Consider the following 25,843-nt stretch of genomic DNA (forward strand, 5'->3'; position numbering starts at 1 on the left):
ATCGCTTTTGCCGGCCTGTTAACGTCCCGGGGTACAATATGTCGTTTCAGTCCCATCGTATTCGCGCCGTCACGCGCATTGGATTCATCTCGCTGGCCGCAGCCGTGCTGCTGTCGCCCGCGTTCGCAACGGCTGCGCCCGATCCCGACCGGATCGCGGTCAATGTCGATCAGGCCAAGCTCGTCAAGCTGCCCGGAGGCATTGCCACGATCGTGGTCGGCAATCCCCTGATTGCCGATGTCACCCTGCAGAATGGCGGTGTTGTCGTCGTGACCGGCAAGGGCTACGGCGCAACCAATTTCATCGCGCTCGACCGCACCGGTCAGGTGCTGGTGGATCGCCAGATCCAGGTCGAAGGCCCGACCGATCAGCTCGTCACCGTCTATCGCGGCGTCGATCGCGAGACCTACAGCTGCATGCCGGTCTGTCAGCGCCGCATCACGCTCGGCGACGGCGACGTCTATTTCAAGTCGACCATGGACCAGGCCGGTACGCTCAACACCCAGGCCTCCGGCCCGGGCGCGGGAGCGAAACCGCAGAACTAGCACGTGTCCGCTCCGGCGCCACTCACGCCGGGGCCGTGGCCGATCGGGTGCCGTTCGTTCGACATGGTTAAGCAAGACCTAACGGATCGGGGCACTCTGTCTCGATCCGGCGAAACACTTCGACAATGAGTCTTGGGGTAGTTGTTGCTGCCATGTTGATCCGGGGTCGTTGATGCCGCTGCCCGCTCGTTCCTTCGCAGGCCTGCTCCGCCGCTTTCGCCGAAATCGCCGTGGCGTGACCGCGGTCGAATTCGCGATGGTCGCACCGCTGTTTTTCGGATTGCTGTTCGCGATCATCGAAGTGGCAATGATCTTCCTTGCCAGCCAGGTGCTCGAGACGGTGACGCAGGATTCGGCCCGCTTCGTCATGACCGGTCAGGCCCAGGGCCTGAGCTACACCCAGCAGCAGTTCAAGGACTACGTCTGCGGCCGGGTCAGCGCGCTGTTCGATTGCACCAACGGCATATTTGTCGACGTGCGCAGTTATTCCTCGTTCAGCAGCGTCAACATCACGCCGCCGATCGACTCCAGCAATGCGTTCATTCCGGCCACGAAATGGTGTCCCGGCAAGGACGGCGACGTCGTGGTTGTCCGGCTGTACTATCAGTGGCCGCTGTTCGTCACCAAGCTCGGCTTCAACGTCGCCAACCTCTCCAACGGCAAGCGGCTGTTGACCGCGACCGCGACGTTCAAGAACGAGCCCTCCGGCACCTCCGGAGCCACATGCTCATGAGCAAAGTCGTGAAAACCTTAGCTGCGGCATTGCTGCGTTCCGTCGCCGCCCTCGGCCATGACCGCCGTGGCCTCGCCGCCGTCGAGTTCGCCTTCATCGTGCCGCTGATGCTGGTGATGTTCTTCGGCACCGTCGAGTTCTCATCCGGCGTCGCGGTCGACCGCAAGGTCACGCTGATGGCGCGCGCCGCGTCGGATCTGACCTCACAGGCAACGGCGGTGGTCGACACCGACCTGCAGAACTTCTTCAGCGCCGCCGTCGGCATCATGACGCCGTACGATCCGTCGCCGACCAAAATCACATTGTCGGAAATCTACGTCGACAACTCCAATATCGCGCGGATGCGGGAACGATCGCCAGCGGTGCCACGCAAGCCACGGTGACGGCCTCCGCGCGCAGTCAGGGTGATGTGGTGACGAGCCTGGTCCCGGCGTCGCTGCTCATTGCGGGCACCTATCTGATCTTCAGTGAAGTCAGCTACAAATACGTTCCGACGATCGGCTATGTGATGGCCAAGAGCGGCATCAATCTCAGCGACGTCGCGTATACCAGGCCGCGGCAGTCGCTGTGCGTGAACTATTCCTCGACGTCGGCCACCGCGTCGAACGCCTGCACGACTTACTAGAGCGTTTTCGAGCGAAGTGGGCACCGGTTCGCGTGAAGAAAACGCGTCAAAATCTAGAAGCGTTTTCGAGCGAAGTGGGCTGCGGGCCCGCGATCCATACAAAAAGGGCCGTACCCGGAGGTGCGGCCCTTGATGCTTTGACGACAATTTCCTGGAGCTTCGCGCTTCCGGGAAATCGGCTTATCCGGCGGCGCGCAGATTGTCGGCCGAGGATTTGCCGGAACGGCGGTCAGCCACGATCTCGTAGGAGATCTTCTGGCCTTCACGCAGAGTGCCAAGGCCGGCGCGCTCGACTGCACTGATGTGCACGAACACGTCGTTCCCGCCTTCATCCGGCTGGATGAAGCCGTAGCCCTTGGTCGCGTTAAACCACTTCACGGTTCCCATGCTCACGTGGGTAGTCCCTTCTCAGATATACAAGTTCAAGACCCGCTGATCGGCGGGGTGGTGAGATCGAATTTTTGGAAGGGTCGTCAGCGTCTGAACCGGCTGTACCGGTATTGGCTAATGTCGTCCGGCCGAAAATCGATGGGTAGGATATTATTCGATAGAAGGCTTCAAAACAATCCTGACGTGCGCGATTTTTTGGCCGGCGCAGGCGCCGGCCATTGCTGCGCAGGACATCAGGATGTCATGCGCGCAGCAGTTGCAAACCTTGTTTATCGGCGGCGGAACTGGCCGCCGCGCTGCGCTCCGCCCCGCGGCGGGCCGCCGGGCGCGCCGCTCGGACGCTCGTCCTTGTGGCGGAAAATCAGGCGGCCCTTTTCGAGATCGTAGGGCGACATTTCGATCGTAACGCGGTCGCCGGCCAGCGTCTTGATGCGGTTTTTCTTCATCTTGCCGGCGGTGTAGGCGACGATCTCGTGTCCGGCATCGAGTTGTACCCGGTAACGAGCGTCGGGGAGGATTTCGGTCACCAGTCCTTCGAACTGGATCAGCTCTTCCTTAGCCATATGGTTCTCCAGATCGAGCGACGGCTAGTGCTTCGGTCGGTTGTTGCGGTTGGGTTGCGGATTCGGCCGGCTCTCGCGATGCAAGAAGGCGACGCCCTGGATGCCTTCGCTGTTGCCGGCCTGCGACGGACGCGGCGACTCGCCCCGGCTCGTCTGCGGCGCGCCATTATTACCACCTGGACGGCGGCGGCGGCGAGGCCCTTTTCCACTTGGAGCCGTCTCATTCTTCCCACGGACATTATGCGCGCGTGGCGCAGAACGGCCACCCCGGTGCGGGTGGGGCGCCTGAGCCGGTGCGGTTTCGTGGTTGCTGCCCGGCGTGCGACGGTCTTCCCGCGGCAGCGTGACGCGGATCAGCCGTTCGATGTCACGCAAATAGCCCATCTCTTCGGCACCCGCGATCAGCGAGATCGCGACCCCGTCGGCCCCGGCGCGCGCGGTGCGGCCGATGCGGTGGACATAGGTCTCCGGGATGTTGGGCAGGTCGAAATTCACGACATGGCTGATGCCGTCGACGTCGATGCCGCGGGCGGCGATATCGGTCGCCACCAGTGTACGGATTTCGCCGGTGCGGAACGCCGCCAGCGTACGCTCGCGGTGGTTCTGCGACTTGTTACCGTGGATGGCATTGGCGCTGATGCCGGCTCGCTCCAGGCCTTTCACCACCTTGTCCGCGCCATGCTTGGTGCGGGTGAAGATCAGGGCGCGATTGACCGGTTCCTGCTTCAGCAACTGGGCGAGAATCGCCGGCTTGGCCGCGAAATCGACCTGGATCACGCGCTGGGCGATCCGGTCGACCGTCGAGGCCACCGGCGTCACCGCCACGCGGGCGGGGTCGCGCAGCATCGCTTCGGCGAGTTCGGCGATGTCCTTGGGCATGGTGGCCGAGAAGAACAGCGTCTGCCGCCGGATCGGCAGCTTGGCGACGATCTTCCGGATGTCGTTGATGAAGCCCATGTCGAGCATGCGGTCGGCTTCATCGAGCACCAGGAACTCGACCTGGTTGAGCTTCAGTCCGTTGCTCTGCACGAGATCGAGCAGGCGGCCGGGGGTGGCGACCATCACCTCGACGCCCTGCATCACGCTGCGGACCTGGCGGCCCATCGGGACGCCGCCGATGGCGAGCGCCGAGGACAGCCGGAGGTGGCGGCCATAGGCATTGAAGCTGTCGAGGATCTGCCCGGACAGCTCGCGGGTGGGCGAGAGCACCAGCACGCGGCAGCTCTTGGGCTGCGGACGGATGCGGTTCTCGAGCAGCCGGTGCAGGATCGGCAGCGCGAAGGATGCGGTCTTGCCGGTGCCGGTCTGGGCGATGCCGACGACGTCGCGGCCGGCAAGTGCGAGTGGGATGGTCTGGGCCTGGATGGGGGTCGGTGTGAGATAGTTCTCTTCACGAAGCGCGCGGGCGATGGGTTCGGCGAGGCCGAAATCCTGAAAGGAGGTCAAAAGGTGGTTCTTTCCATAAAAGCCGTCGTCGTCCCGGTCCAATTTCGGCCGGAATCGCTTGAAGGCGTTCGGGACACCCGCGTGTCTGGGGCGTCAAGCTGGGTTAGCTGAAAGGCGAGCCAGAAGCCGCTTGGGGCGGCTTGTACACGCAGCTCGCGAAGGCACCGCGATTTCGCGGGCATGGCGAGGATATGGACCAGGAACAGGGCGGTTTCAAGGTGAGATTGCCGGATCGGTGCCCGAAGTTCGCCGATCGCTCGCGCAAACTGTCACAAATCGGTGCCGGAATTTTAGCCAAAACGGCAAATTTGCCTACAAAATAATCTGATTGCACTTTCGGCAGTCAAGATGACGGCCCAATGATTGAGCAATCGATTTCCGTATTTGCCCGGAACTCGCAAAATTATCCAGCCGGTTCATTGGCTTAAGGTGCCCGCGCACCGTGGCACAGTTCTTGCGATTCCCTTCACCGCAGGCGGCCAAGCGGCCGTTTCGCAAGCGTTCACGCCTGCGTCAGGGAGACGACATTTCATGCTTACTCAGCGTACTCACAAAATAACGACGATGACCCGCCGCCGCGCGCTCGCGGCGACGGCCGGCCTGGTTTTGGGCCTGGCTGCGTCCTCGCCGTTCGCGCCCGCGCAAGCGGCCGACGACACCATCAAGGTTGGCGTCCTCCATTCGCTTTCCGGCACCATGGCCATCAGCGAAACCACGCTGAAGGACACCATCCTTTTCCTGATCGACGAGCAGAACAAGAAGGGCGGCGTGCTTGGCAAGAAGCTCGAGGCCGTCGTGGTCGATCCCGCATCGAACTGGCCGCTGTTTGCGGAGAAGGCGCGCGAGCTGATCACCAAGGACAAGGTTGCGGTCGTGTTCGGCTGCTGGACCTCGGTGTCGCGCAAGTCCGTGCTCCCGGTGTTCAAGGAGCTGAACAATATCCTGTTCTACCCGGTGCAGTATGAGGGCGAGGAATCCGAGCGCAACGTGTTCTACACGGGTGCCGCGCCGAACCAGCAGGCGATCCCCGCCGTCGACTATCTGATGAAGGACGAGAAGGTGAAGCGCTGGGTGCTGGCCGGCACCGACTACGTCTATCCGCGCACCACCAACAAGATCCTGGAGGCGTATCTGAAGTCGAAGGGCGTCGCCCCGGAAGACATCATGATCAACTACACGCCGTTCGGTCATTCCGACTGGCAGACGATCGTGGCCGACATCAAGAAGTTCGGCTCGGCCGGCAAGAAGACCGCCGTGGTCTCCACCATCAACGGCGACGCCAACGTCCCCTTCTACAAGGAGCTCGGTAACCAGGGCATCAAGGCGACCGACATTCCGGTGGTCGCGTTCTCGGTCGGCGAGGAAGAACTCGCCGGCATCGACACCAAGCCGCTGCTCGGCCATCTCGCCGCCTGGAACTACTTCGAGTCGATCAAGACGCCCGAGAACGAGAAGTTCATCAAGGCGTGGCAGGCCTACACCAAGAATCCGAAGCGCGTGACCAACGATCCGATGGAAGCGCACGTGATCGGCTTCGACATGTGGGTCAAGGCGGTCGAGAAGGTGAAGTCGACCGATCCCGACAAGGTGATCGACGCGCTGCCCGGCATCGAAGCCAAGAACCTGACCGGCGGCACCTCGAAGATGCTGCCGAACCATCACATCACCAAGCCGGTGTTCATCGGCGAGATCAAGGCCAACGGCCAGTTCGACGTGGTGTGGAAGACCCCGGGCCTGGTGGCCGGCGATGCCTGGTCGAAGGAGCTCGAGGGCTCCAAGGACCTGATCGGCGATTGGGTCGGCAAGAAGTGCGGCAACTACAACACCAAGACCAACAAGTGCGGCGGCCAGGGCTCCTGATGGAGAGCTTGATCCGGACCCGGAGGGCCGCGTTAGCGCAAAGTGCGAAGCGGTTTTCCGAAAAGATCACGCTCAAACAAAAGTCCTGACCTCAACAACGACACAACACAACCATCCAAGAACCTGGAGAAGGCGGCACAGCTCGCCGCCTTCTCCTCACACTCCTGCCGGGGTACTGACGTGTTCGCCAATTGTATTGATCGCTTTCGTGCGCTGCTTCTCTCGATCCTGCTGCTGAGCTGTTTCGCCGTTCCGGCGCTGGCCGGCCCGTTCGAGGATTCCGTCGCCAAATTCGCCAATGACGAGTTCTCCGACACCGAGGAGGCGATCGGCGGGGTTGCCGCATCGGGCAATGCGCTGGCCTCGCCCATCATCAGCGCGCTGCAGGACGGCCGGCTGTCGGCCGATCCGGACAGCAAGAAGGTCTTCATCACGCAGGCCGACGGCAAGATCATCGACGCCACCACCGGCGCTGCCGTCGACAAGCTGCCCGACAACGCCGCCGCCGTTCGCCTCAACAACCGCCTGCGCCGCACCGTGGAGGCCGCGCTCGGCGGCCTGACGCTGTTGTCGCCGGATCCGGCCAAGCGGCTCGCGGCTGCGCAGTCGGTGTTCAAGAGCCACGAGGAGAACCTGCTGCCGACGGTGGAGGGCGCGCTCGCCAAGGAGAGCGTCAAGTCGATCAAGCAGGCTTTCGCCGAGGCGCGCGCCGCCATCATCCTGTTCAAGTCGGATGCGTCCGACAGCGACAAGCTCGACGCCGTCGCCGTGGTCAAGGCGCGCGGCGACCAGGAGGCGCTGGCGCTGCTCACCGGACTCGGCGACCAGCCGCCGCTGGTCGCCCAGGCGGCGGCAACCGCGGTCACCTCGATCCAGAGCAATCTCGCGATGTGGTCGATGGTGCAGAATGCCTGGTACGGCCTGTCGCTCGGCTCGGTGCTGCTGCTCGCCGCGATCGGGCTTGCCATCACCTTCGGCGTGATGGGCGTCATCAACATGGCGCATGGCGAGATGGTGATGCTCGGGGCCTACACCACCTTCGTGGTGCAGGAGGTGATCCGGACCCGTTATCCCGCGCTGTTCGACTATTCGCTGCTGATCGCGGTGCCGCTCGCCTTCCTGGTCGCCGGTATGATCGGTGTTTTGATCGAGCGCACGATCATCCGCTTCCTCTACGGCCGTCCGCTGGAAACGTTGCTCGCGACCTGGGGCCTGTCGCTGGTGCTGCAGCAGGCGGTGCGCACCGCGTTCGGCCCGACCAACCGCGAGGTCGGCAATCCCTCCTGGATGAGCGGCGCCTTCGAGCTCGGTCAGATCACCATCACCTATAATCGGCTCTGGATCCTCTGCTTCACGCTCGCGGTGTTCGCCATCCTGCTCGCGATGCTGCGCTACACCGCGCTCGGGCTCGAGATGCGCGCGGTGACGCAGAACCGCCGCATGGCGGCCTCGATGGGAATCGCCACCTCGCGCGTCGACGCATTGACCTTCGGCCTTGGCTCGGGGATCGCCGGCATTGCCGGCGTGGCGCTTTCGCAGATCGACAATGTCAGCCCGAATCTCGGCCAGAGCTACATCATCGACAGTTTCATGGTCGTGGTGTTCGGCGGCGTCGGCAATCTCTGGGGCACGCTGGTCGGCGCCTTCACGCTCGGCATCGCCAACAAGTTCCTGGAGCCGGTGGCGGGTGCGGTGCTCGGCAAGATCGCGATCCTGGTGCTGATCATCCTGTTCATCCAGAAGCGGCCGCGCGGCCTGTTCGCGCTCAAGGGTCGGGCGGTGGAAGCATGACGCCGCACATCCTCACCCGTTCGCTCGACCGCGCCGCGACCGCGTTCGTCCTGCTCGTTGCCGCGGTCGGGGTGCTGATCCCGCTGTCGAACCTGCTTTTGCCGCAGGGCTCGATGTTCCAGGTGCCGACCTATCTGGTGGCGCTGTGGGGCAAATATGTCTGCTACGCCATCCTAGCGCTCTCGATCGACCTGATCTGGGGCTATTGCGGCATCCTCTCGCTCGGTCACGGTGCGTTCTTCGCGCTCGGCGGCTACGCCATGGGAATGTATCTGATGCGCCAGATCGGCAGCCGCGGCGTTTACGGCAATCCTGTTCTGCCCGACTTCATGGTGTTCCTGAACTGGGACAAGCTGCCCTGGTACTGGTACGGCTTCGACAAATTCGCATTTGCCGCGCTGATGGTGCTTTTGGTGCCGGGCCTGCTCGCCTTCTGCTTCGGCTGGCTCGCCTTCCGCTCGCGCGTCACCGGCGTCTATCTCTCGATCATCACGCAGGCGATGACCTATGCGCTGCTTCTGGCATTCTTCCGCAATGATTTCGGCTTCGGCGGCAACAACGGCCTGACCGACTTCAAGGACATCCTCGGCTTCAACGTGCAGGCCGAAGGGACCCGTGCCACGCTGTTCCTGCTGAGCTGCCTTGCGCTGATCATCGCTTTCCTGATCTGCCGCGCGATCGTCACCTCGAAGCTCGGCAAGGTCCTGATCGCGGTGCGCGACGCCGAAAGCCGGACCCGATTCCTCGGCTATCGCGTCGAATCCTACAAGCTGTTCGTGTTCACGCTGTCGGCCTGCATGGCCGGCGTCGCCGGCGCGCTCTACGTGCCGCAGGTCGGCATCATCAATCCGAGCGAATTCGCCCCCGGCAATTCGATCGAGGCGGTGATCTGGGTCGCGGTCGGCGGCCGCGGCACGCTGATCGGAGCGGCGCTCGGCGCCGTCGTCGTCAATTACGCCAAGACGGTCTTCACATCGGGGCCGCTCGCGCCGTACTGGCTGTTCATGCTGGGCGCGCTGTTCATCCTGGTCACGCTGCTATTGCCCAAGGGCATCGTCGGCACCTTCAACAGCTGGTGGGAGACGCGGCGTAGCGCGGCCCTTGCGGCCGACCGGGAAAGCGCCGCGCGCGAAGACGGCGTCGGCGCACCGAACCCGGCGGAGTAGGCAGATGAACGTCATGGATACCCGCGCCACTTCGGCCATGCTCTATCTCGACGGCGTGCACGTCTCGTTCGACGGTTTTCACGCCATCAACAATCTGTCGCTGACGCTCGCGCCCGGTGAGATGCGCGCCATCATCGGCCCGAACGGCGCCGGCAAGACCACGATGATGGACATCATCACCGGCAAGACCAAGCCGGACGAGGGCGCGGTGCTGTTCGACGGCACCGTCGACCTGACCCGGCTCGACGAGACCCGGATCGCCGAGCTCGGCATCGGCCGCAAGTTCCAGAAACCGACGGTGTTCGAGAGCCAGACCGTGCAGGACAATCTGCTGCTCGCGCTCAATGTCGATCATTCCGTGCGCGGCACGCTGTTCTGGCGCGGCAGCAAGGCCGAGTCCGAGCGCATCGACAAGGTGCTCGAGACCATTCGCCTGACCGATGCGCGCAACCGCCTCGCCGGCAGCCTGTCGCACGGCCAGAAGCAGTGGCTCGAGATCGGCATGCTCTTGGCGCAGGACCCCAAGGTGCTGCTGGTCGACGAGCCGGTCGCCGGCATGACCGATGTCGAGACCCATCTGACTGCGGAGCTTCTGAAGGAGATCAACAAGAACCACACCATCATGGTGGTCGAGCACGACATGACCTTCGTGCGCGAGCTCGGCGTCAAGGTGACCTGCCTGCACGAAGGCACGGTGCTCGCCGAAGGTTCGATCGACCAGGTGTCGTCGAATGAGCGGGTGGTCGAAGTGTATCTGGGGCGCTAGCGCGATGCTGAAGATCGACAACATCAACCTCTATTACGGCGCGGCGCAGGCCTTGCGCGGCGTGTCGCTGACCGCAGAGCCCGGCAAGGTCACCTGTGTGCTCGGCCGCAACGGCGTCGGCAAGACCTCGCTGCTGCGCGCCATGGTCGGGCAATACCCGATCGCCTCCGGCGCGATCAATTTCGACGGCAAGGACATCACCGCGCTGAAGCCCTACGAGCGAGCGCGGCGCGGCATCGGCTTCGTGCCGCAGGGCCGCGAGATCTTTCCGTTGCTGACGGTGGAAGAAAACCTCAAGACCGGCTTCGGCCCGCTGAAGCGCGAAGACCGCAACATCCCCGATGACGTGTTCTCGCTGTTTCCGGTGCTGCAGACCATGCTGGGCCGCCGCGGTGGCGACCTCTCCGGCGGCCAGCAGCAGCAGCTCGCGATCGGCCGCGCGCTGGTGATGCGGCCAAAGCTGCTGCTGCTCGACGAGCCGACCGAAGGCATCCAGCCCTCGATCATCAAGGACATCGGCCGCGCCATTTCCTATCTGCGCAACCTCGGCAACATCGCAATCGTGCTGGTCGAACAATATCTCGACTTTGCCTGCGAACTCGGCGACAGTTTTGCCGTGATGGACCGGGGTGCGGTGAAATATGCCTGCGACCGCGCGAACCTCGATCCCGCCGAGATCAGCCGCCAGATGGCGCTGTGAACCAGCTATGACGCCGCCTCGCGCGGCGTGCGTGAGGGAGCGTCGGGGGAATGCGGACCGGGATCGCAGGCGCGGCAGCGGCGACGTTTGCGGCCAACCGCGCCCAGGGTGCTGTCAGGTTCGGCGTGCACCGCAAGGATGGCGCCACCCGCCGCGGCGACCTGCATGAGTCAGGCTCGCTGCGCGTCCGCTTTCCATCGCCGGAGGACGACGGCCTCTCGGCCATGCTCGTCAACACCGCTGGCGGCATTGCCGGCGGCGACCGCTTCGACATTGCGATTGGAGCCGGCGAGGGCGCCCGCCTGACGTTGACCACGGCGGCAGCCGAAAAGGTCTATCGCGCGCCGGCAGCGCCGGCTCGGCTCGCCATCGCGCTGAAGGTCGCGAACGGCGCGCATCTTTCCTGGCTGCCGCAGGAGACCATCCTGTTCGACCGCGCCCGTATCGTCCGGAGCTTCGACATCGACCTCGCGGAAGGCGCTTCGCTCCTGCTCTCCGAGATCGTCGTGTTCGGCCGTGCTGCGATGGGCGAGACCATGCGCCATGGCGAATTCGTCGACCGATGGCGGATGCGGCGTGGCGGCCGGCTGGTGTTCGCCGAGACCATCAGGCTCGACGGCGAGATCGGCGAGAAGCTCGCACGGCCCGCGATCGCGGCTGGCGGCTGCGCAATCGGCACGGCGCTGATCGTGCCGGGCGACGAGACCTTGATCGAGCGCATCCGCGAGGCGTCGGACAGCTTCGGCGGCGAAGTCGGCATCTCCGCCTGGAATGGCTTTGCAATGGCGCGCTTCTGTGCCCAAGATGCGGCCCGGCTGCGCGCCGATATGATGACGGTGCTCGGCCGCGCCTCCATGGTCCCGCTGCCGCGGCTGTGGCTCAACTAGACCTCATCAGAACGATCAGAGTGCTCGCATGAATTTGTCTCCCCGCGAAAAGGACAAGCTCTTGGTTTCGATGGCGGCCATGGTGGCGCGCCGCAGGCTGGAGCGCGGCGTCAAGCTGAACCACCCCGAGGCGATCGCGCTGATCACCGATTTCATCGTGGAGGGCGCACGCGACGGCCGCACCGTCGCCGATTTGATGCAGGCCGGCGCCAAGGTCCTGACCCGCGATCAGGTGATGGCCGGCATCCCCGAGATGATCCACGACATCCAGGTCGAGGCGACATTCCCCGACGGCACCAAGCTCGTCACCGTGCACGAGCCGATCCGATAGTCACGAGCGTCATTCCGGGGCGGCCGGAAGGCCGAACCCGGAATCCAGAGATTGTTTAAGGAGATTCCGGGTTCATGCTTCGCATGCCCCGGAATGACGAGGAGAAGGACATGATCCCCGGCGAACTCTTCATCAAGGACGGCGAGATCGAGCTCAATGCCGGCCGCAAGACCGTGACGCTGTCGGTCGCCAACACCGGCGACCGTCCGATCCAGGTCGGCTCGCACTACCATTTCTTCGAGACCAACCCGGCGCTGAAATTCGACCGCAAGAAAGCCCGCGGCATGCGCCTCGACATCGCCGCCGGCACCGCCGTCCGCTTCGAGCCCGGCCAGACCCGCGACGTCCAGCTTGTCGCACTCGCCGGCAAGCGCGTGATCTACGGCTTCCGCGCCGAGGTGAAGGGGAAGCTTTAGGTCCAATGCTTCCCGCGCTCCGCATGGTCTCCGAGGCTGCCGAGCTTGCCGCGCGCCGTCATAACGGGATGGCGCGCAAGGGGCGGGGGAGCGAGCCTTACATCAATCATCTCGCCGAGGTCGCGAACCTGCTGGCGCAAGTGACCGATGGCGCCGATGCCGAGCTGGTGGCGGCCGGCTGGCTGCACGACACCATCGAGGATACCGAGACCACGCGCGAGGAGCTCGCGCAAAAACTCAGCGAGCGTGTTGCCTCGCTGGTGGTCGAATGCACCGACGACATGAGTCTTCCAAAGGCCGTGCGCCGACAAAGGCAGATCGACGACGCGCCGCATAAATCGCCCGATGCAAAGCTGATCAAGATTGCCGACAAGGTCAGCAATATCGACGCCCGGATCGTGCCGCATCCAAGCAAGGACGAGCGCGACGATCTGGCCGATTATGCGGCCTGGGCCGGCAAGGTTGTTGCCGGTTGCCGGGGGATCAATTCGCGGCTCGACCGTATTTTCGACGACACCATTGCGCGCGCCAAGGCTGCGCTGGCTGAAACTGGGGGCTGATATGTCCGTGAAGATCAAACGTTCCGTCTATGCCGACATGTTCGGGCCGACCACCGGCGACAAGGTGCGGCTCGCCGACACCGATTTGATCATCGAGGTCGAGAAGGATCTCACCACCTATGGCGAGGAGGTGAAGTTCGGCGGCGGCAAGGTGATCCGCGACGGCATGGGGCAGTCGCAGGTGACCAATGCGCAGGGTGCGGCCGATACCGTCATCACCAACGCGCTGATCGTCGATCACTGGGGCATCGTGAAGGCCGACGTCGCGATCAAGGAGGGCATGATCGCCGCGATCGGCAAGGCCGGCAATCCGGACATCCAGCCCAATGTGACCATCATCATCGGGCCCGGCACCGATGTGATCGCGGGTGAGGGCAAGATCCTCACCGCCGGTGGATTCGACAGCCACATCCACTTCATCTGCCCGCAGCAGATCGAGCACGCGCTGATGGCTGGCGTCACCTCGATGCTGGGCGGCGGCACTGGCCCCTCGCACGGCACCTTCGCCACCACCTGCACGCCCGGCCCGTGGCACATGGGGCGGATGATCCAGTCGTTCGACGCCTTTCCGGTCAATCTCGGCATCTCGGGCAAGGGCAACGCCTCGCGCCCGGCGGCGCTGGTCGAGATGATCAAGGGCGGCGCCTGCGCGCTGAAGCTGCACGAGGACTGGGGCACCACGCCATCGGCCATCGACACCTGCCTGTCGGTCGCCGACGATTACGACGTCCAGGTGATGCTGCACTCGGACACGCTGAACGAATCCGGCTTCGTCGAGGACACGGTGAAGGCATTCAAGGGCCGCACCATCCATGCCTTCCACACCGAGGGCGCCGGCGGTGGCCACGCGCCCGACATCATCAAGATCGCAGGCCTGAAGAACGTGCTGCCGTCCTCGACCAATCCGACAAGGCCGTTCACCCGCAACACAATCGACGAGCATCTCGACATGCTGATGGTGTGCCATCACCTCGATCCGTCGATCGCCGAGGACCTCGCCTTCGCCGAAAGCCGGATCCGCAAGGAGACCATCGCCGCCGAGGATATCCTGCACGATCTCGGCGCGCTCTCGATGATGTCGTCGGACTCCCAGGCGATGGGCCGGCTCGGCGAGGTCATCATCCGCACCTGGCAGACCGCCGACAAAATGAAGAAGCAGCGCGGAGCGCTGCCGCAGGACAAGGGCAACGACAACGACAATTTCCGCGTCAAGCGCTACATCGCCAAATACACCATCAACCCCGCAATCGCGCATGGCGTGTCGAAGCTGATCGGTTCGGTGGAGAAAGGCAAGCTGGCCGACCTCGTGCTGTGGTCGCCGGCGTTCTTCGGCGTCAAGCCGGACTGCATCATCAAGGGCGGCTCGATCGTGGCGGCGCCGATGGGCGATCCCAACGCCTCGATCCCGACGCCCCAGCCGGTGCACTACCAGCCGATGTTCGCCGCCTTCGGCAAGGCGTTGACCGCATCCTCGGTGGTGTTCACCTCGAAGGCCGCGGTTACCGGCGGCCTCGCCCGCAAGCTCGGGATCAGCAAGAAGCTCTACGCGGTGCAGAACACCCGCGGCAAGATCTCCAAGAAGAGCATGATCCACAACGATGCGACCCCGAAGATCGAGGTCGATCCGGAGACCTATGAGGTACGCGCAGACGGCGAGCTTCTGACCTGCGCACCGGCCGAGGTGCTGCCCATGGCACAGCGTTACTTTATGTTCTAAAACCGCTCCCGGTATCCGAAGCCAAAAGAGAAAAATCGGGAGGAATTTCCGTGATTTACGTCGTAGCCACGCTGACCATCAAGCCCGAGTCCCGCGCCGAATTCATCGCTGCGGCGACCGCCTGCATCAAGGAAACCCGCAAGGAGCCCGGCAACATCGCCTATGATTTGCACGAGAGCGTCACCGACCACAGCAAGATGGTGTTCGTCGAGCAGTGGGAGAACGCCGAGGCGCTGGTGCCGCATCGCACCGCCGAGCACATGAAGACGTTCGGCCGGGTCGCCGTGAAGTGCATGGCCGCGCCGCCCAAGATCGAGGTGATCACGCCCGAGAAGGTCGACGTCCGCTAAGATAACAACAAGAACGGGACAAGCAGCATGATCTATGTGATCGCCACCACGCCGATGAAGCCGGAGAATCGCGACGACTTCATCAAGGGCCACAAGGCCTGCACGGTCGAGACCCGCAAGGAGAAAGGTTGCATCTCCTATGACGGCAATGTCAGCGTCAACGATCCCAACCTCTATGTGGTGGTCGAGCGCTGGGAGAGCCGCGAGGATCTCAACGCGCATGCCAGGGCGCCGCACATGAAGGTATGGCGCGAATATTCCGCGCAGATGAAGACCGGCCCGACGGTGATCGAGATCATCAGCGACGCCAAGGTCGAGAAGCTCTGAGGCATCGATGATCCGCGCAACCAAGGTTCTGGGACAGCATCGCTGGACTGAAGCGGCGGCCGATACCGTCGTGCTCGATTTCGACGACCGGCACCGGCGGCGGATGGCGATGACCGGCACGCGCGGGCTCGAATTCCTGCTCGATCTCGAAAACGCCGTCGCATTGCGCGGCGGCGATGCGCTGGTGCTGGAGGACGGCCGCCTTGTCGAGGTGGTCGCGGCTCCGGAGCCGCTCGCGGAAATCCGCGGCAGCGATCCGCATCATCTGATCCGGGTCGCCTGGCATCTCGGCAACCGCCATCTGCCGACGCAGATCATGCCGAAAGGCCTGCGCATCCGCCGCGATCACGTGATCGAGGCGATGGTCAAGGGGCTCGGCGCCCGTGTCATCGAGATCGAGGCGCCGTTCGATCCCGAGGGCGGCGCCTATGCCGAGCATGCGCATGCCGATGAGCACGCGCATGGTCATACCGGGCACGATCACGCTCATAGCCATGCGCACGATCATGGTCACCACCACGGGGATGGTCACCATCACGATGATGGTCATCACCATGATCAGGCGCAGGACCACGACCACCACCATCATGATGAGCATTGCGATCATGCTCATCATCACCACGACCACTCCCATGCTCATGACCGCAAATGAGCCTGATCCCGCCGCGGTGCGCGGCGGAATCACGGAGGATGAGGCAGCCGCGCTGTACCGGCTGATGACGTGGCTGTCGCCGTCCTTTCCGGTCGGGGCGTTCGCCTATTCCAGCGGCATCGAATGGGCGGTCGAGGCCGGCGACATCACCGACGCCGCCTCGCTGCGCGGCTGGCTCGCGGCGATGCTCGCTGACGGCAGCGGATTTTGCGACGCCCTGTTCCTGGCGCAAAGCCATCGCGCGGCGTCGGAGCACGACCACAGCGGGTTGAAGGAGATCGCCGAGCTCGCCGCGGCCTTCGTGCCGTCGCGCGAACGGCAGCTCGAGACCACGACGCAGGGACGCGCCTTCATCGAGATCGCCCGCGCGGCTTGGAATTCACCCGGCCTCGACGCGATGATTGCGGCCTGCGACGGCGCGATCGTCTATCCCGTCGCGCTCGGCATCGTCAGCGCCGTGCATGGCATTCCGCTTGCGCCGTTGCTGCGCGCCTTCCTGCACGCCGTCGTCTCCAACTGGATTTCCGCAGGCAGCCGGCTGATCCCGCTGGGGCAGACCGACAGCCAGCGCGTGCTGGCCGATCTCGAGCCGGTCGTTGCCGCGACTGCGACGCGAGCCGGCGCCGCCTCGCTCGACGATCTCGGCAGCGCGACCTTCCGGGCCGATCTCGCCAGCCTGCGTCACGAGACGCAATATACGAGGCTGTTCCGGTCATGATGCGCAATCGAGCGACAATGCCAGCGCCGCGTCCTCAACCGTCGTCCCGGCGCAGGCCGGGACCCATAACCACAGGCTTCTGTGCTTGTGCAACGCTGGGGCTCCAGCTTCTCGCAACAATTCAATTCGTGGTAATGGGTCCCGGCCTGCGCCGGGACGACGATAACAGAGAGAGCTTCTCACATGCCCACTTCTCATGGCCCGTTGCGGGTCGGCGTCGGTGGTCCGGTCGGCTCCGGCAAGACCGCGCTGATGGACCTGCTCTGCAAGTCGATGCGCGAGCGCTACGACATCGCCGCGATCACCAATGACATCTACACCAAATGGGACGCCGAGTTCCTGGTGCGCTCCGGCTCGCTGACACCGGACCGCATCGCCGGCGTCGAGACCGGCGGCTGCCCGCACACCGCGATCCGCGAGGACGCCTCGATGAACCTCGCCGCGGTCGCCGACATGCGGGCCAAATTCCCCGACCTCGACCTGGTGCTGATCGAATCCGGCGGCGACAATCTGGCGGCGACCTTCTCGCCGGAATTGGCCGATCTCACGATCTACGTCATCGACGTTGCCGCCGGCGACAAGATCCCCTCCAAGGGCGGCCCCGGCATCACGCGATCCGACCTCCTCGTGATCAACAAGATCGACCTCGCGCCCCATGTCGGTGCGTCGCTGGAGAAGATGGACACCGACGCCCGGCGGATGCGCGGCGAGCGGCCCTTCGTGATGACCAATCTGAAGAAGAGCGACGGCCTCGACCGCATCATCAGCTTCATCGAGACCAAGGGCGGCCTTCGGTCGCAGGCCACGGGCAAGGCGGCCAAGGCACGTACGAAGGCGGGCTAGCCGTTAATCATTGTGGCAGATCACCAGTGTCCTTTGACCGTCACCCTGAGGCGCTCGCGTAGCGAGCCTCGAAGGGTCGACGGCCACCAGCCGGGCCGTTCATCCTTCGAGGCTCGCTACGCTCGCGCCTCAGGATGACGGTGAGGCAGTAGTCCGGCGCACGTCCGCCGCGAAAAAGCTGCGCAATCGCCGGAACAATTTCCAACTTTGACGATTAGCAACCTTTGGCGCCGCCAAAGACCGCCGGGTGGCGTCGTCGTTAATGTTGCCGACCGGCTCCTGTTGCGTACCGATGATCGCTATTCCATATTCCTTTGCGGCCGGCCGTCTTCGCACCCTGAGTTATCGCCGCTCCCGCAGAAGCCAGATGCTTTCCGTCCCCTTTCGCCACCCCCTGATTGCCGAGTAAGCGTGTGGTTCGACTGGGCTTCATCGTTGCCTTGATTGCACTGATCGGAGTTCTGCTCTCCGGTCTTGCCGCCTATCGAGTGCACGATCAGGAGCTCGCGATCGACGGTATCGCGCTGGCGCGGGCGATCGACGTCCATGCCAGCCTGGTGCAGGACCGGCTGACCGAGCGCGAGCTGCTGGCGCGGGTGGCCTCGGGGCTGTTCCGGACGCCGTCGATGGTGAAGGCCAATATGCTGCAGCCGCTGCGCTCGGCGATCTACGCCTTCAAGACCGATTTCGTGTTCGCCGCCTGGATCGCGCGGCTCAAGCCGGACGAACTGGCCGCGGCGGAGGCCGAGCTCAAGGCCAACGGCTTCACCAACCCGACCATCCGGGACTTCGACGACCAGGCGCTCGACCTCAAGGCGCTCGACAAGCCGATCAATGTGCTGATGGACGTCGAGCCGCGCAATCCCGAAACCCTGAGCATCCCGGGCCGCGCTTTCGACCGTCATTCGGTGGTCGGTCCGATGCTGGCGCGGGCGATGACAGACGCCAAGCCGGTGGCCTCGGACCCGGTGCCGCTGCTGCGGCAGAACGGCCCGGTCGGCGTCGTGCTCGCCGCGCCGGTGTTCCAGGAGGGCGCATCCGAGCCGGCCGGCTTCATCACCTTTTCCTACGAGCTGTCGTCGCTGATGCTGACCAACGACGATTCCTCGCTGTTCGCGGTGGCGCTGAAGGATCCGCGCGATTCCAACGACGAGTTCACCGCCAACGAGCAGGGCATCGTCACCTCGCGCGCGGTGCGCCAGGACGGCCCGATGCCGTCGATGGTCCGCACGGTCACATTCGGCGGCCGCGACTGGTCGCTCGACTATTACGCCAAGAGCAATGCCACGGTGCGTGCGCAGCAGACCGCGACCATCGTCGCGGCGATCGGCCTGGCGCTCACCGGCATCGTCTGCGGCCTGTTCGGCTATGTCGCCTACAACAACCTGCGCCTCAGCCGCGAGATCGAGGTCCGGATCGGTTTCGAGCGCCGGCTGACCGCGGTCATCGACGAGCTCAACCATCGGGTCAAGAACATCCTTGCGGTGATCCAGTCGATCGTGACCCGCACGCTGCGGCACGGCGCCGATATCGACGTCGCGCGCGAGCTGTTGATCGGGCGCATCCATGCGATGTCGAACGTCGTCACGCTGCTCAGCGAGAGCCAGTGGCAGGGCGTCAAGCTGAAGGGCCTGTTCGAATCGCGCTCGATCCCGCATGCCGACCGGATCGCGGTGAACGGACCCGACATCACGGTGAGCGCGCGCGCCGCGCAATCGCTGTCGCTGTTGTTCTTCGAGCTCGCCTCGCACTCCGACGAGGGGCTGTCGCTGGTCGGCAAGCATCCGCACATCGTCGCCAATTGGGAGGTGGTCGGCGACGGCGAGGACGCGGTCTTCAATTTCCGCTGGGAGGAGTTCAACACCAGCCAGGCGACGCGGCGGGCCGACAGCGATTTCGGCCTGATCCTGCTCGACCGTGTCGCGCCGGAGGCGCTCGGCGGCACCGCGAAGCGCTACTTCACCGACGTCTCCTATGTCTACGAGCTGACCGCGCCGATGGACACCGTGGTCGACATGACCGAGCGCGACCGCACCGAGCAGATCTCCGCGCCGGTGCGCCCCGTGAAGAAGTAGCAGCTGCAGCTGCCTCAGGTTGTGATACTCTGCCGCTGCCCGGATTGATCGAAGTCAAGCGCGCGCGAAGCGCCGGCATCATTCGTGACCGGCGCCGGCCATCCGTACTAACCCGCAACCGATTGTTAAAACTTCGTTGAACATGCTTCGGCATATACCGGGCAGGATACCGTCTGAGGACCCCGATGAGGCTTTGGGTCAGCCTGACCTTGCTCGTGGCAGTTTTGCCGGTAGGGCTGTCGCTTGCGCTAACCCCGGCGACGGCGCCCGGCGACCCTGCGACAATTCGTGCCAGCTATCGCCGGCCGGAGGTTGTTCCCTTCCCGAGCAGCAATCCCTACTCGGAGGCCAAATCCGCGCTTGGGCAGATGCTGTTCTTCGATCCGCTGCTGTCGCGGTCGAAGACGCACTCTTGCGCGAGCTGCCACAGGCCAAGCCTGTCCTGGGGCGATGGCCTGCCGCGCGCGATCGGTGAGGACCCGAAAGGCCTGCCGATCCGCTCGCCGACGCTGATCGACGTGGCCTTCTTCGAGCCCCTCGGATGGGACGGCAAGTTCAAGGATCTCGAATCCGTGGCGTTCGGCCCGATCCTGTCTCCCATGAACCTGAATATGACGGAGCCGGAATTGATCGCGCGCCTTGCGGCGATCCCCGGTTATGTCGATGCGTTCGGCCGCGCGTTCGGCGACGGCGCGATCACGCGGCCGAGGATCGAGCAGTCGCTGGCGACCTTCGAGCGCTCGATCATTGCAGGCGAGGCGCCGTTCGACCGCTGGATCAAGGGCGACAATAGCGCGATCGGCGCATCGGCCCAGCACGGCTTTGAGCTGTTCAACGGCAAGGCGCGTTGCTCGGCCTGCCACAGTGGCCCGTCCTTCTCCGACGGATCGTTTCAGGATATCGGCACCGCCAAGGGGCATGACATCGGGCGCGGCCGTTTCTTTCCGACGTCGGCGAAGCTGAAATATGCGTTCAAGACCCCGACCTTGCGCGACGTCGCGCGCCGCGCGCCCTACATGCACGACGGATCGGTCGCGACGCTGGAAGATGTCATCGAGCTGTACAACAAGGGCGGGATCGAACGGCCGAGCCGGTCGCCCGACATCAAGCCGCTGTCGCTGACGGCAGCCGAGAAGAAGGATCTCATCGCCTTTCTTGAAACGCTGACCGCCACCAATCCACCGGTGCCCGGGGTGCCCAAGCTGCCGCGATGACCGCGGCCCAGGCTGTCGAGAACAAGGCTGTCGAGAACAGGACTCGCTCAGGCCAGGTGCGGCAGCGCAGCCCCGAGCAGGCCAAGTCCGACGATCAGGAAGGCACCCGCGCAGGTCTCCAGCGTCTCCACGCGCGAAGGATGCGATTTGGTCACGTAGGCGAGGGCCGAGCCCACCCCGATACTCACGACACTCAACGCTCCGAACATTGTACCGGCCTCCCGAACCGATTTGTCCGGATTTCACTACGACAGTTGAATTGAGCTCCCGTGCCGGAATTAGCTAAAATTTGAGGGAACCGGCTGTAAAGACTGCACAAAGGGACGGGCTGGGCTGGTCCGTCGCAATTAACCACAATGCAACCAGCGGCTGTCTGGGGCAGGCGCAAAGCTTAAAATTTGATATAAGTTAAACAAGTCCTTAAGCGTGTGTGTGGGCGGTTGGTTCAAATGTTTAGTGGATGGGCGCGAGATGCCGGCTCGGCTGTGCGCTCCTTTTCTGCCACGTGCCTTGCAGCGGTTTTGTTTTGTGTCGTAGCCGCGCGCAGTGCCGAGGCGCATGTCAAATGGTTCTGTGCCTACGACGTCGCCGGCCAGCCGCGCGGACTCGAGAATGTCCTTTGCCTCGACTTTGAACTGCTGCTCGGCATCGCCGTCTTCTGGCTGTTTGCGGGCTGCGTGATCGAGCCGACGTCGCTGGGGGACGCGACGATCCGGGTGCTCGACCGCGTCACCGCGGGATTGCGGCTGCACACCGAGTTGATGATGCGCGCGGTCTGCGCGTTCTTCTTCATTTCGATCTGGGCCGTCGGCGGCATCCTGCTGACCCCCGAGTTGAAGACGTCGTCACCGCTGGTCGGCGCGCTGCAACTCGGCATCGCCGCCGGCATGCTGTCGCGACGCACGATGCCGCTGTCGGCCGCCGGGATGGCGATCCTGTTCGGAATCGGCGTCCAAGGCTACGGCGTCTTCCATCTCGCCGATTACCCGATCTTTCTCGGCGTTGCCGCCTATTTCGCGCTGGTCGGGCTGAACAAGGATCTGTTCGGAATCCGGCCGATCGACGTGATGCGGTACGCCGCGGCGGTGACGTTGATGTGGGCCTCGATCGAAAAATGGGCCTATCCGGAGAGGAGCTTCCCGCTCCTGATCGAGCATGCCTCGATGACCCTCGGCTTTGACAATGAGTTCTACATGCGCGCCGCGGGCATGGTGGAATTCACGCTCGCCTTTGCCTTGATCTGGACGCCGTTGATCCGGCGCTGCGCCGCCGCCGTGCTCGCCGGGATGTTCATCAGCGCGTGCTTCGAATTTGGCAAGATCGACACGATCGGACATTCGGCGATCATCGCCGTCCTGTTTGCGATCGTGGCCGACAACAAGGTCCTGCAACGCGATCGTCGCCCGGCGTGGCTCGCCCCGGTCGCGCTCTGTGCCGCGCTGTCTCTGACGCTATTCGTCTACTATTTCGGCCATGCCGCGATCTTCAAGACCTCGGTCCTGTAAGATCGTCGCCAGAGCATTTTCGGTTCTGATTGAATCAGAACCGAAGCTCTAGATTCTTGTTTTGGCGCGTTTTCTTCACGCGAACCGGCGTCCACTTCGCTCGAAAACGCTCTAGTTGAGCCTGGCTATTTGGCGACGTGGACGGCGAGCTTCATCTTCGGATGAATGCCGCACAACACGGTGTAGTCGCCGGGTACCGAAAAGGTGACGTCGAATTTGCTGCCCGGCTGCTGGTCGCCGGAGTCGAAGCTGAACGTCTCGGTGCTCAAATAAGCGTGATGCAACAGCTCGCCGTCATCGTTAACGAACCGTAAAGCCTCGCCCCGCTTGATCGAGATTTCCGCGGGTTTGAATTCACGATCCTTCTGCGAAATGACGTACGGGGCTGCACCCAAAGCGGCTCCGGTGAGCACTCCCGTGACAATCGCGGCCGCAAATGGCACACGGCTGAACTTGCCGAGGCGCAAGCCGCGCAACAAGCCTGACTGCATGAGACCCCCGCCTGAACCTCGACCACCGGATACCGCTACACAAGGCTGCAAAAGTCGCCTCAGGGATTACCTGTGAGGGTGATTATCGCAAGCTGATCTTAACGATTTCAGCATGAGTTCCAGTCACTACTAAGGCAATTTTGAGCAGACAGTCATTTTCCGCATGCGCTGCGCGTTTCTGCGTAGCTTGAGTACCGAGCACTACGGCGAAACGCGGGCATGGATAGCCTCTTGGGCAATCTCACGGTGAAGAGCAGTGCGGCGCTTCGGTACGCAACCGGCCGCCTGTCGCGCTTTGCGCTGACGACTGGCTCGATCCGCGCCCAGATTCTGATCTTCTGCCTTGCGATGAGCGCCATTGCCGTCGCGCTCGGCGGATACTCCATCCTCGGCATCCGTCACGCCGGCGATCTGGTGGCCAAGACGTTCGACGAATCCCTGATGTCGATCAACTACGCCCGCGCGGCGGGCGCAGATTTCGCCACGATGCGGGTGGCTTCGTCGCAGCGCCTGCTGACCACGGATCCCGAGATCCGTGCCAGCCTCGACAGCCAGATCGAAAAGCTCGCCAGGACGCTCTCGGAAGACCTGACGATCGCTGCCGACCGGTCGCAGTCCTCGCGGGCTGCGCAAGCCGCCGCCAAGGTTCAGGAAGCCGCCGACGCCTGGATGGCGCTGCATCGCCGTGCGATCGGATCGCCCCTGGAGGGAAGCCCGGCGTCGGATCCGCCCGCATCGAGTACGACGGTCGGCGACGTCGATCGTTACTCCAAGATCGTCGGCCAGCAGGTCGAGCTGCTGGTCAACTATACGGCTGGCGACGGCTTCCTGTTCCGGCAGAAGGCGCTCTCGACCATCAAGCGTGACCTGCAGCTCAACGTGGCCGGGCTGACCGTCGCGCTGTTCCTGTCGGCACTGTTTTCATGGTTGCTGGCGCGCCGCATCATCGGACCGGTCGCCATTGCATCCCGCGCCGCGCGCAGCATCGCCGGCGGCGACCTTGATGCGACCGTCCCCAAGGGCGGCACCGACGAACTGGGCATCCTGCTGACCGCCATGGAAACGATGCGCGACAATATCAGGCGGATGGTCGATCAGGAGGTGTCGCAACGCCGCTCCGCGCAGGCGCGGCTTTCGGATGCGCTCGAAACGTCGCGTGAAGGCGTCGTGCTGCTCGATGCGGACGGCCAGATTGCCCTGGCCAACTCGCGCGCCAGTGAATTCATTCGTCTCTCGCCGCAGCTGCTGCAATCGGATCGACTGGAGGCTCCCGAGCTCGCTCCGACCGAAGGTGACATCGACGGTTTCGCGAGCGAAGCGCAGCTGTCCGACGGACGCTGGCTGCGCGTCAGCCGGAGCGAGACGCAGGAGGGCGGCGTCGTCCTCGTCTACAGCGACATCTCCGCGCTGAAGCAGCAGAAGGCAGAGCTGCATGAAACCAATCTGCGGCTCGATGCGGCGCTCACGCATATGTCGCAAGGCTTGTGCCTCTACAACAGCGAGGCGCGGCTGCAGGTCGCTAATCGCCGGTTCTGCGAGATCTTCGATATTTCGCCGGAGCTCGTCGTTCCCGGCATGACCATGGAGGACGTGCTCGACCTCAGCATCGCCGCGGGCAATCATGGCGATCGCACCGTCGCCGACCTGCTGGCCGAGCGCGAGCGATCGATGGGCCAGCAGGAGGGCGGCAACTATCTGCAGCATCTCAGCGATGGACGGATCATCGCCATCGCGCAACGGCCGACCTCCGACGGCGGCTGGCTCGTCACCTGTGAGGACGTCACCGAACAACAACGCGCCGAGTCGCAGATCGCGTTCATGGCCCGGCACGATGCCCTGACCAAGCTGCCGAACCGCACTTTGCTCGCCGAACGGATCGAGCTGGCGGTTGCTCAGGTCGGCCGTGGACTTGGCTTCGCGGTGTTCTGCCTCGACCTCGACAATTTCAAGCAGGTCAACGACACGCTCGGGCATCCGGTAGGCGACGAACTGCTCTGTGCGGTCGCGGACCGGCTCAACGCCTGCGTCCGTGAGGTCGACACCGTCGCGCGTTTGGGCGGCGACGAGTTCGCGGTCATTCAATGCGGCGTCCAGGGCGGAGACGAGGCCGAGCGCCTCGCTCGCCGCATCGTCGAATGCGTCGGCGCCCCGTACGAACTGAACGGGCATCGCGTCATCGTCGGATGTAGCGTCGGCATCTCGATGTCGCCGGGCGACGGCACCACCGGCGAGAAGCTTCAGAAGAACGCCGACGTCGCGCTGTACCGCGCCAAGATGGAAGGCCGGGGCACTTGGCGATTTTTCGAACCCGCGATGGACGCCAGCCTGCAGCGGCGCCGGGCGCTCGAGCTCGACCTTCGCGAGGCGATGGTCAAGGACGAGTTCTCGCTGTTCTACCAGCCGCTTTACGATCTCAATCTCGACCGCATCTGCGGCTTCGAGGCGCTGCTGCGCTGGCATCACCCGAAGCGCGGACTGGTGCCGCCGGACCAGTTCATCCCGATCGCGGAAGAGATCGGGCTGATCTGCCCGCTGGGAGAATGGGTGCTCAATCGTGCCTGCGAGCAGGCCGTCACCTGGCCCAGCGAGATGAAGCTCGCGGTCAACGTCTCGGCGGTCCAGTTTCGCGACCCCGACTTTATCGACGTTGTCGTCAACGCGCTCGCCGCGTCAAAATTGTCGCCGCGCCGGCTGGAGCTCGAAATCACCGAATCAGTCTTCCTCGCCAACAGCAACGAGACCCTTGCCACGCTGCACAAGCTGAAGGCGCAGGGGCTGCGCATTGCGCTGGACGATTTCGGCACCGGCTATTCATCGCTGAGCTATCTGCGAAGTTTTCCCTTTGACAAGCTCAAGATCGACAAATCCTTCGTGCGCGACGCGACGGCGACGCATGGATCGAAGTCGATCGTCCGCGCCGTCATCAGTCTCGGCAAAAGCCTCGGCATGACCACGATCGCCGAGGGCATCGAGACCGTCGAGCAGCTGAATCACATGCGGGCGGAAGGTTGCAACGAGGCCCAGGGCTTCCTGTTCAGCCATCCGGTCCCGGTGACCGAAATCGCGGCCAAGATCCTCGAATTGAGAAACGGCTTCAAGCCGGCCGCTGTCGAGAAGGCGATGGCCAGCTAACGCTGCGAAGACGAGGCGTCTGCCGGTCGCGCGAACGCGA

The 25,843-nt window shown here is 63.9% G+C and carries 26 protein-coding genes and 1 pseudogene; 22 read left to right on the forward strand and 5 right to left on the reverse strand.

The genetic code is table 11. The features are described from left to right. Positions 1-38: 38 nt before the first annotated feature. From HAP54_RS17330 to HAP54_RS17340, 3 genes and pseudogenes are all read left to right on the forward strand, one after another. Positions 39-545, forward strand: coding sequence for a pilus assembly protein N-terminal domain-containing protein (locus tag HAP54_RS17330; protein ID WP_166302043.1), 507 nt, complete (start codon positions 39-41; stop codon positions 543-545). A 172-nt stretch (positions 546-717) separates the two neighbouring features. Next, a complete protein-coding gene (locus tag HAP54_RS17335) occupies positions 718-1,278 on the forward strand; it encodes a TadE/TadG family type IV pilus assembly protein (protein WP_166302046.1) in 561 nt (186 codons plus the stop codon). Then, positions 1,269-1,903: pseudogene (locus HAP54_RS17340) on the forward strand (TadE/TadG family type IV pilus assembly protein). Before HAP54_RS17335 ends, HAP54_RS17340 begins: the two are co-directional and overlap by 10 nt. 180 nt (positions 1,904-2,083) lie before the next feature. On the opposite strand, the gene HAP54_RS17345 reads toward HAP54_RS17340, so the two are convergent. The 3 genes from HAP54_RS17345 to HAP54_RS17355 all read right to left on the reverse strand — a co-directional run bounded on the left by HAP54_RS17345 (position 2,084) and on the right by HAP54_RS17355 (position 4,344). Continuing rightward, positions 2,084-2,296, reverse strand: a complete 213-nt coding sequence (locus tag HAP54_RS17345; RefSeq protein ID WP_016842648.1) for a cold-shock protein — start codon at positions 2,294-2,296, stop codon at positions 2,084-2,086. A 266-nt stretch (positions 2,297-2,562) separates the two neighbouring features. Continuing rightward, a complete protein-coding gene (gene infA, locus HAP54_RS17350) occupies positions 2,563-2,856 on the reverse strand; it encodes a translation initiation factor IF-1 (protein ID WP_016842649.1) in 294 nt (97 codons plus the stop codon). 24 nt (positions 2,857-2,880) lie between these two features. Beyond that, positions 2,881-4,344 carry a DEAD/DEAH box helicase gene (locus HAP54_RS17355; RefSeq protein WP_166302049.1) on the reverse strand — a complete coding sequence of 488 codons (1,464 nt, stop codon included), beginning with the start codon at positions 4,342-4,344 and terminating at the stop codon, positions 2,881-2,883. 522 nt (positions 4,345-4,866) lie between these two features. Between HAP54_RS17355 and urtA the strand changes: the two genes are divergently transcribed. The 17 genes from urtA to HAP54_RS17440 all read left to right on the forward strand — a co-directional run bounded on the left by urtA (position 4,867) and on the right by HAP54_RS17440 (position 20,675). Next, positions 4,867-6,162, forward strand: a complete 1,296-nt coding sequence (urtA, locus tag HAP54_RS17360; RefSeq protein ID WP_414646201.1) for an urea ABC transporter substrate-binding protein — start codon at positions 4,867-4,869, stop codon at positions 6,160-6,162. Between the two features lie 195 nt (positions 6,163-6,357). Then, positions 6,358-7,953 (forward strand): urea ABC transporter permease subunit UrtB, encoded by a 1,596-nt coding sequence (gene urtB / locus HAP54_RS17365; protein WP_166307974.1) that lies wholly within the window; start codon positions 6,358-6,360, stop codon positions 7,951-7,953. After that, the gene (gene urtC / locus HAP54_RS17370) at positions 7,950-9,119 is read left to right on the forward strand and encodes an urea ABC transporter permease subunit UrtC (RefSeq protein WP_166302055.1); all 1,170 of its coding nucleotides are present in this window, start codon (positions 7,950-7,952) and stop codon (positions 9,117-9,119) included. The genes urtB and urtC overlap by 4 nt, the downstream gene beginning before the upstream one ends. A 4-nt stretch (positions 9,120-9,123) precedes the next feature. After that, positions 9,124-9,885, forward strand: a complete 762-nt coding sequence (gene urtD, locus HAP54_RS17375) for an urea ABC transporter ATP-binding protein UrtD (protein ID WP_166302058.1) — start codon at positions 9,124-9,126, stop codon at positions 9,883-9,885. A gap of 4 nt (positions 9,886-9,889) precedes the next feature. Then, complete coding sequence (urtE, locus tag HAP54_RS17380) at positions 9,890-10,585, forward strand: urea ABC transporter ATP-binding subunit UrtE (RefSeq protein WP_029077744.1); 696 nt, start codon at positions 9,890-9,892, stop codon at positions 10,583-10,585. A 50-nt stretch (positions 10,586-10,635) separates the two neighbouring features. Continuing rightward, a complete protein-coding gene (locus HAP54_RS17385; protein ID WP_166302061.1) occupies positions 10,636-11,472 on the forward strand; it encodes an urease accessory protein UreD in 837 nt (278 codons plus the stop codon). A 28-nt stretch (positions 11,473-11,500) separates the two neighbouring features. Next, positions 11,501-11,803, forward strand: coding sequence for an urease subunit gamma (locus tag HAP54_RS17390; RefSeq protein ID WP_166302064.1), 303 nt, complete (start codon positions 11,501-11,503; stop codon positions 11,801-11,803). Between the two features lie 110 nt (positions 11,804-11,913). Next, positions 11,914-12,219, forward strand: coding sequence for an urease subunit beta (locus tag HAP54_RS17395; RefSeq protein ID WP_028334688.1), 306 nt, complete (start codon positions 11,914-11,916; stop codon positions 12,217-12,219). A gap of 5 nt (positions 12,220-12,224) precedes the next feature. After that, the gene (locus HAP54_RS17400) at positions 12,225-12,779 is read left to right on the forward strand and encodes an HD domain-containing protein (protein WP_166302067.1); all 555 of its coding nucleotides are present in this window, start codon (positions 12,225-12,227) and stop codon (positions 12,777-12,779) included. 1 nt (position 12,780) lies between these two features. Beyond that, a complete protein-coding gene (ureC, locus tag HAP54_RS17405) occupies positions 12,781-14,496 on the forward strand; it encodes an urease subunit alpha (protein WP_166302070.1) in 1,716 nt (571 codons plus the stop codon). A 50-nt stretch (positions 14,497-14,546) separates the two neighbouring features. After that, positions 14,547-14,846 (forward strand): putative quinol monooxygenase, encoded by a 300-nt coding sequence (locus tag HAP54_RS17410; RefSeq protein ID WP_166302073.1) that lies wholly within the window; start codon positions 14,547-14,549, stop codon positions 14,844-14,846. 27 nt (positions 14,847-14,873) lie between these two features. Then, entirely contained in the window at positions 14,874-15,173 is a 300-nt protein-coding gene (locus HAP54_RS17415) for a putative quinol monooxygenase (protein ID WP_029077737.1), read from the forward strand. Positions 15,174-15,180: 7 nt separating this feature from the next. Continuing rightward, complete coding sequence (locus HAP54_RS17420) at positions 15,181-15,825, forward strand: urease accessory protein UreE (protein ID WP_166302076.1); 645 nt, start codon at positions 15,181-15,183, stop codon at positions 15,823-15,825. After that, positions 15,806-16,543, forward strand: coding sequence for an urease accessory protein UreF (locus tag HAP54_RS17425; RefSeq protein ID WP_166302079.1), 738 nt, complete (start codon positions 15,806-15,808; stop codon positions 16,541-16,543). Before HAP54_RS17420 ends, HAP54_RS17425 begins: the two co-directional genes overlap by 20 nt. Positions 16,544-16,726: 183 nt before the next feature. Continuing rightward, the gene (gene ureG / locus HAP54_RS17430) at positions 16,727-17,386 is read left to right on the forward strand and encodes an urease accessory protein UreG (protein ID WP_166211009.1); all 660 of its coding nucleotides are present in this window, start codon (positions 16,727-16,729) and stop codon (positions 17,384-17,386) included. Positions 17,387-17,799: 413 nt separating this feature from the next. After that, positions 17,800-19,461 (forward strand): CHASE domain-containing protein, encoded by a 1,662-nt coding sequence (locus tag HAP54_RS17435; protein WP_029077734.1) that lies wholly within the window; start codon positions 17,800-17,802, stop codon positions 19,459-19,461. Between the two features lie 185 nt (positions 19,462-19,646). Beyond that, positions 19,647-20,675, forward strand: a complete 1,029-nt coding sequence (locus HAP54_RS17440; RefSeq protein ID WP_166302082.1) for a cytochrome-c peroxidase — start codon at positions 19,647-19,649, stop codon at positions 20,673-20,675. Positions 20,676-20,722: 47 nt separating this feature from the next. Here HAP54_RS17440 and HAP54_RS17445 read toward each other — a convergent pair whose 3' ends face one another. Further along, a complete protein-coding gene (locus HAP54_RS17445; RefSeq protein WP_166302085.1) occupies positions 20,723-20,884 on the reverse strand; it encodes a hypothetical protein in 162 nt (53 codons plus the stop codon). A gap of 312 nt (positions 20,885-21,196) precedes the next feature. Between HAP54_RS17445 and HAP54_RS17450 the strand changes: the two genes are divergently transcribed. After that, positions 21,197-22,180 (forward strand): hypothetical protein, encoded by a 984-nt coding sequence (locus HAP54_RS17450; protein WP_166302088.1) that lies wholly within the window; start codon positions 21,197-21,199, stop codon positions 22,178-22,180. Between the two features lie 125 nt (positions 22,181-22,305). Here HAP54_RS17450 and HAP54_RS17455 read toward each other — a convergent pair whose 3' ends face one another. Then, positions 22,306-22,671: a methylamine utilization protein gene (locus HAP54_RS17455; protein ID WP_166302091.1), complete on the reverse strand. Its 366-nt coding sequence runs from the start codon at positions 22,669-22,671 to the stop codon at positions 22,306-22,308. Positions 22,672-22,890: 219 nt separating this feature from the next. Here HAP54_RS17455 and HAP54_RS17460 point away from each other — a divergent pair, with 219 nt between their 5' ends. After that, entirely contained in the window at positions 22,891-25,803 is a 2,913-nt protein-coding gene (locus HAP54_RS17460; RefSeq protein ID WP_166302094.1) for an EAL domain-containing protein, read from the forward strand. The last annotated feature ends 40 nt before the right edge of the window (positions 25,804-25,843 follow it).

Origin of the sequence: Bradyrhizobium sp. 2S1 (genome assembly GCF_011516625.5) — a bacterium.
GTDB lineage: Bacteria > Pseudomonadota > Alphaproteobacteria > Rhizobiales > Xanthobacteraceae > Bradyrhizobium > Bradyrhizobium septentrionale.

Bases quoted from the DNA above. Each gene is read 5' to 3' on its own strand.
- HAP54_RS17460 (WP_166302094.1), top strand. From the start codon at position 22,891: ATGGATAGCCTCTTGGGCAATCTCACGGTGAAGAGCAGTGCGGCGCTT.
- HAP54_RS17440 (WP_166302082.1), top strand. From the start codon at position 19,647: ATGAGGCTTTGGGTCAGCCTGACCTTGCTCGTGGCAGTTTTGCCGGTA.
- ureC (WP_166302070.1), top strand. From the start codon at position 12,781: ATGTCCGTGAAGATCAAACGTTCCGTCTATGCCGACATGTTCGGGCCG.
- infA (WP_016842649.1), bottom strand. From the start codon at position 2,856: ATGGCTAAGGAAGAGCTGATCCAGTTCGAAGGACTGGTGACCGAAATC.
- HAP54_RS17455 (WP_166302091.1), bottom strand. From the start codon at position 22,671: ATGCAGTCAGGCTTGTTGCGCGGCTTGCGCCTCGGCAAGTTCAGCCGT.
- HAP54_RS17445 (WP_166302085.1), bottom strand. From the start codon at position 20,884: ATGTTCGGAGCGTTGAGTGTCGTGAGTATCGGGGTGGGCTCGGCCCTC.
- ureG (WP_166211009.1), top strand. From the start codon at position 16,727: ATGCCCACTTCTCATGGCCCGTTGCGGGTCGGCGTCGGTGGTCCGGTC.
- HAP54_RS17415 (WP_029077737.1), top strand. From the start codon at position 14,874: ATGATCTATGTGATCGCCACCACGCCGATGAAGCCGGAGAATCGCGAC.
- urtC (WP_166302055.1), top strand. From the start codon at position 7,950: ATGACGCCGCACATCCTCACCCGTTCGCTCGACCGCGCCGCGACCGCG.
- urtE (WP_029077744.1), top strand. From the start codon at position 9,890: ATGCTGAAGATCGACAACATCAACCTCTATTACGGCGCGGCGCAGGCC.
- HAP54_RS17385 (WP_166302061.1), top strand. From the start codon at position 10,636: ATGCGGACCGGGATCGCAGGCGCGGCAGCGGCGACGTTTGCGGCCAAC.
- HAP54_RS17395 (WP_028334688.1), top strand. From the start codon at position 11,914: ATGATCCCCGGCGAACTCTTCATCAAGGACGGCGAGATCGAGCTCAAT.
- urtD (WP_166302058.1), top strand. From the start codon at position 9,124: ATGAACGTCATGGATACCCGCGCCACTTCGGCCATGCTCTATCTCGAC.
- HAP54_RS17400 (WP_166302067.1), top strand. From the start codon at position 12,225: ATGCTTCCCGCGCTCCGCATGGTCTCCGAGGCTGCCGAGCTTGCCGCG.
- HAP54_RS17420 (WP_166302076.1), top strand. From the start codon at position 15,181: ATGATCCGCGCAACCAAGGTTCTGGGACAGCATCGCTGGACTGAAGCG.
- HAP54_RS17425 (WP_166302079.1), top strand. From the start codon at position 15,806: ATGCTCATGACCGCAAATGAGCCTGATCCCGCCGCGGTGCGCGGCGGA.
- HAP54_RS17330 (WP_166302043.1), top strand. From the start codon at position 39: ATGTCGTTTCAGTCCCATCGTATTCGCGCCGTCACGCGCATTGGATTC.
- HAP54_RS17335 (WP_166302046.1), top strand. From the start codon at position 718: ATGCCGCTGCCCGCTCGTTCCTTCGCAGGCCTGCTCCGCCGCTTTCGC.
- urtA (WP_414646201.1), top strand. From the start codon at position 4,867: ATGACCCGCCGCCGCGCGCTCGCGGCGACGGCCGGCCTGGTTTTGGGC.
- HAP54_RS17390 (WP_166302064.1), top strand. From the start codon at position 11,501: ATGAATTTGTCTCCCCGCGAAAAGGACAAGCTCTTGGTTTCGATGGCG.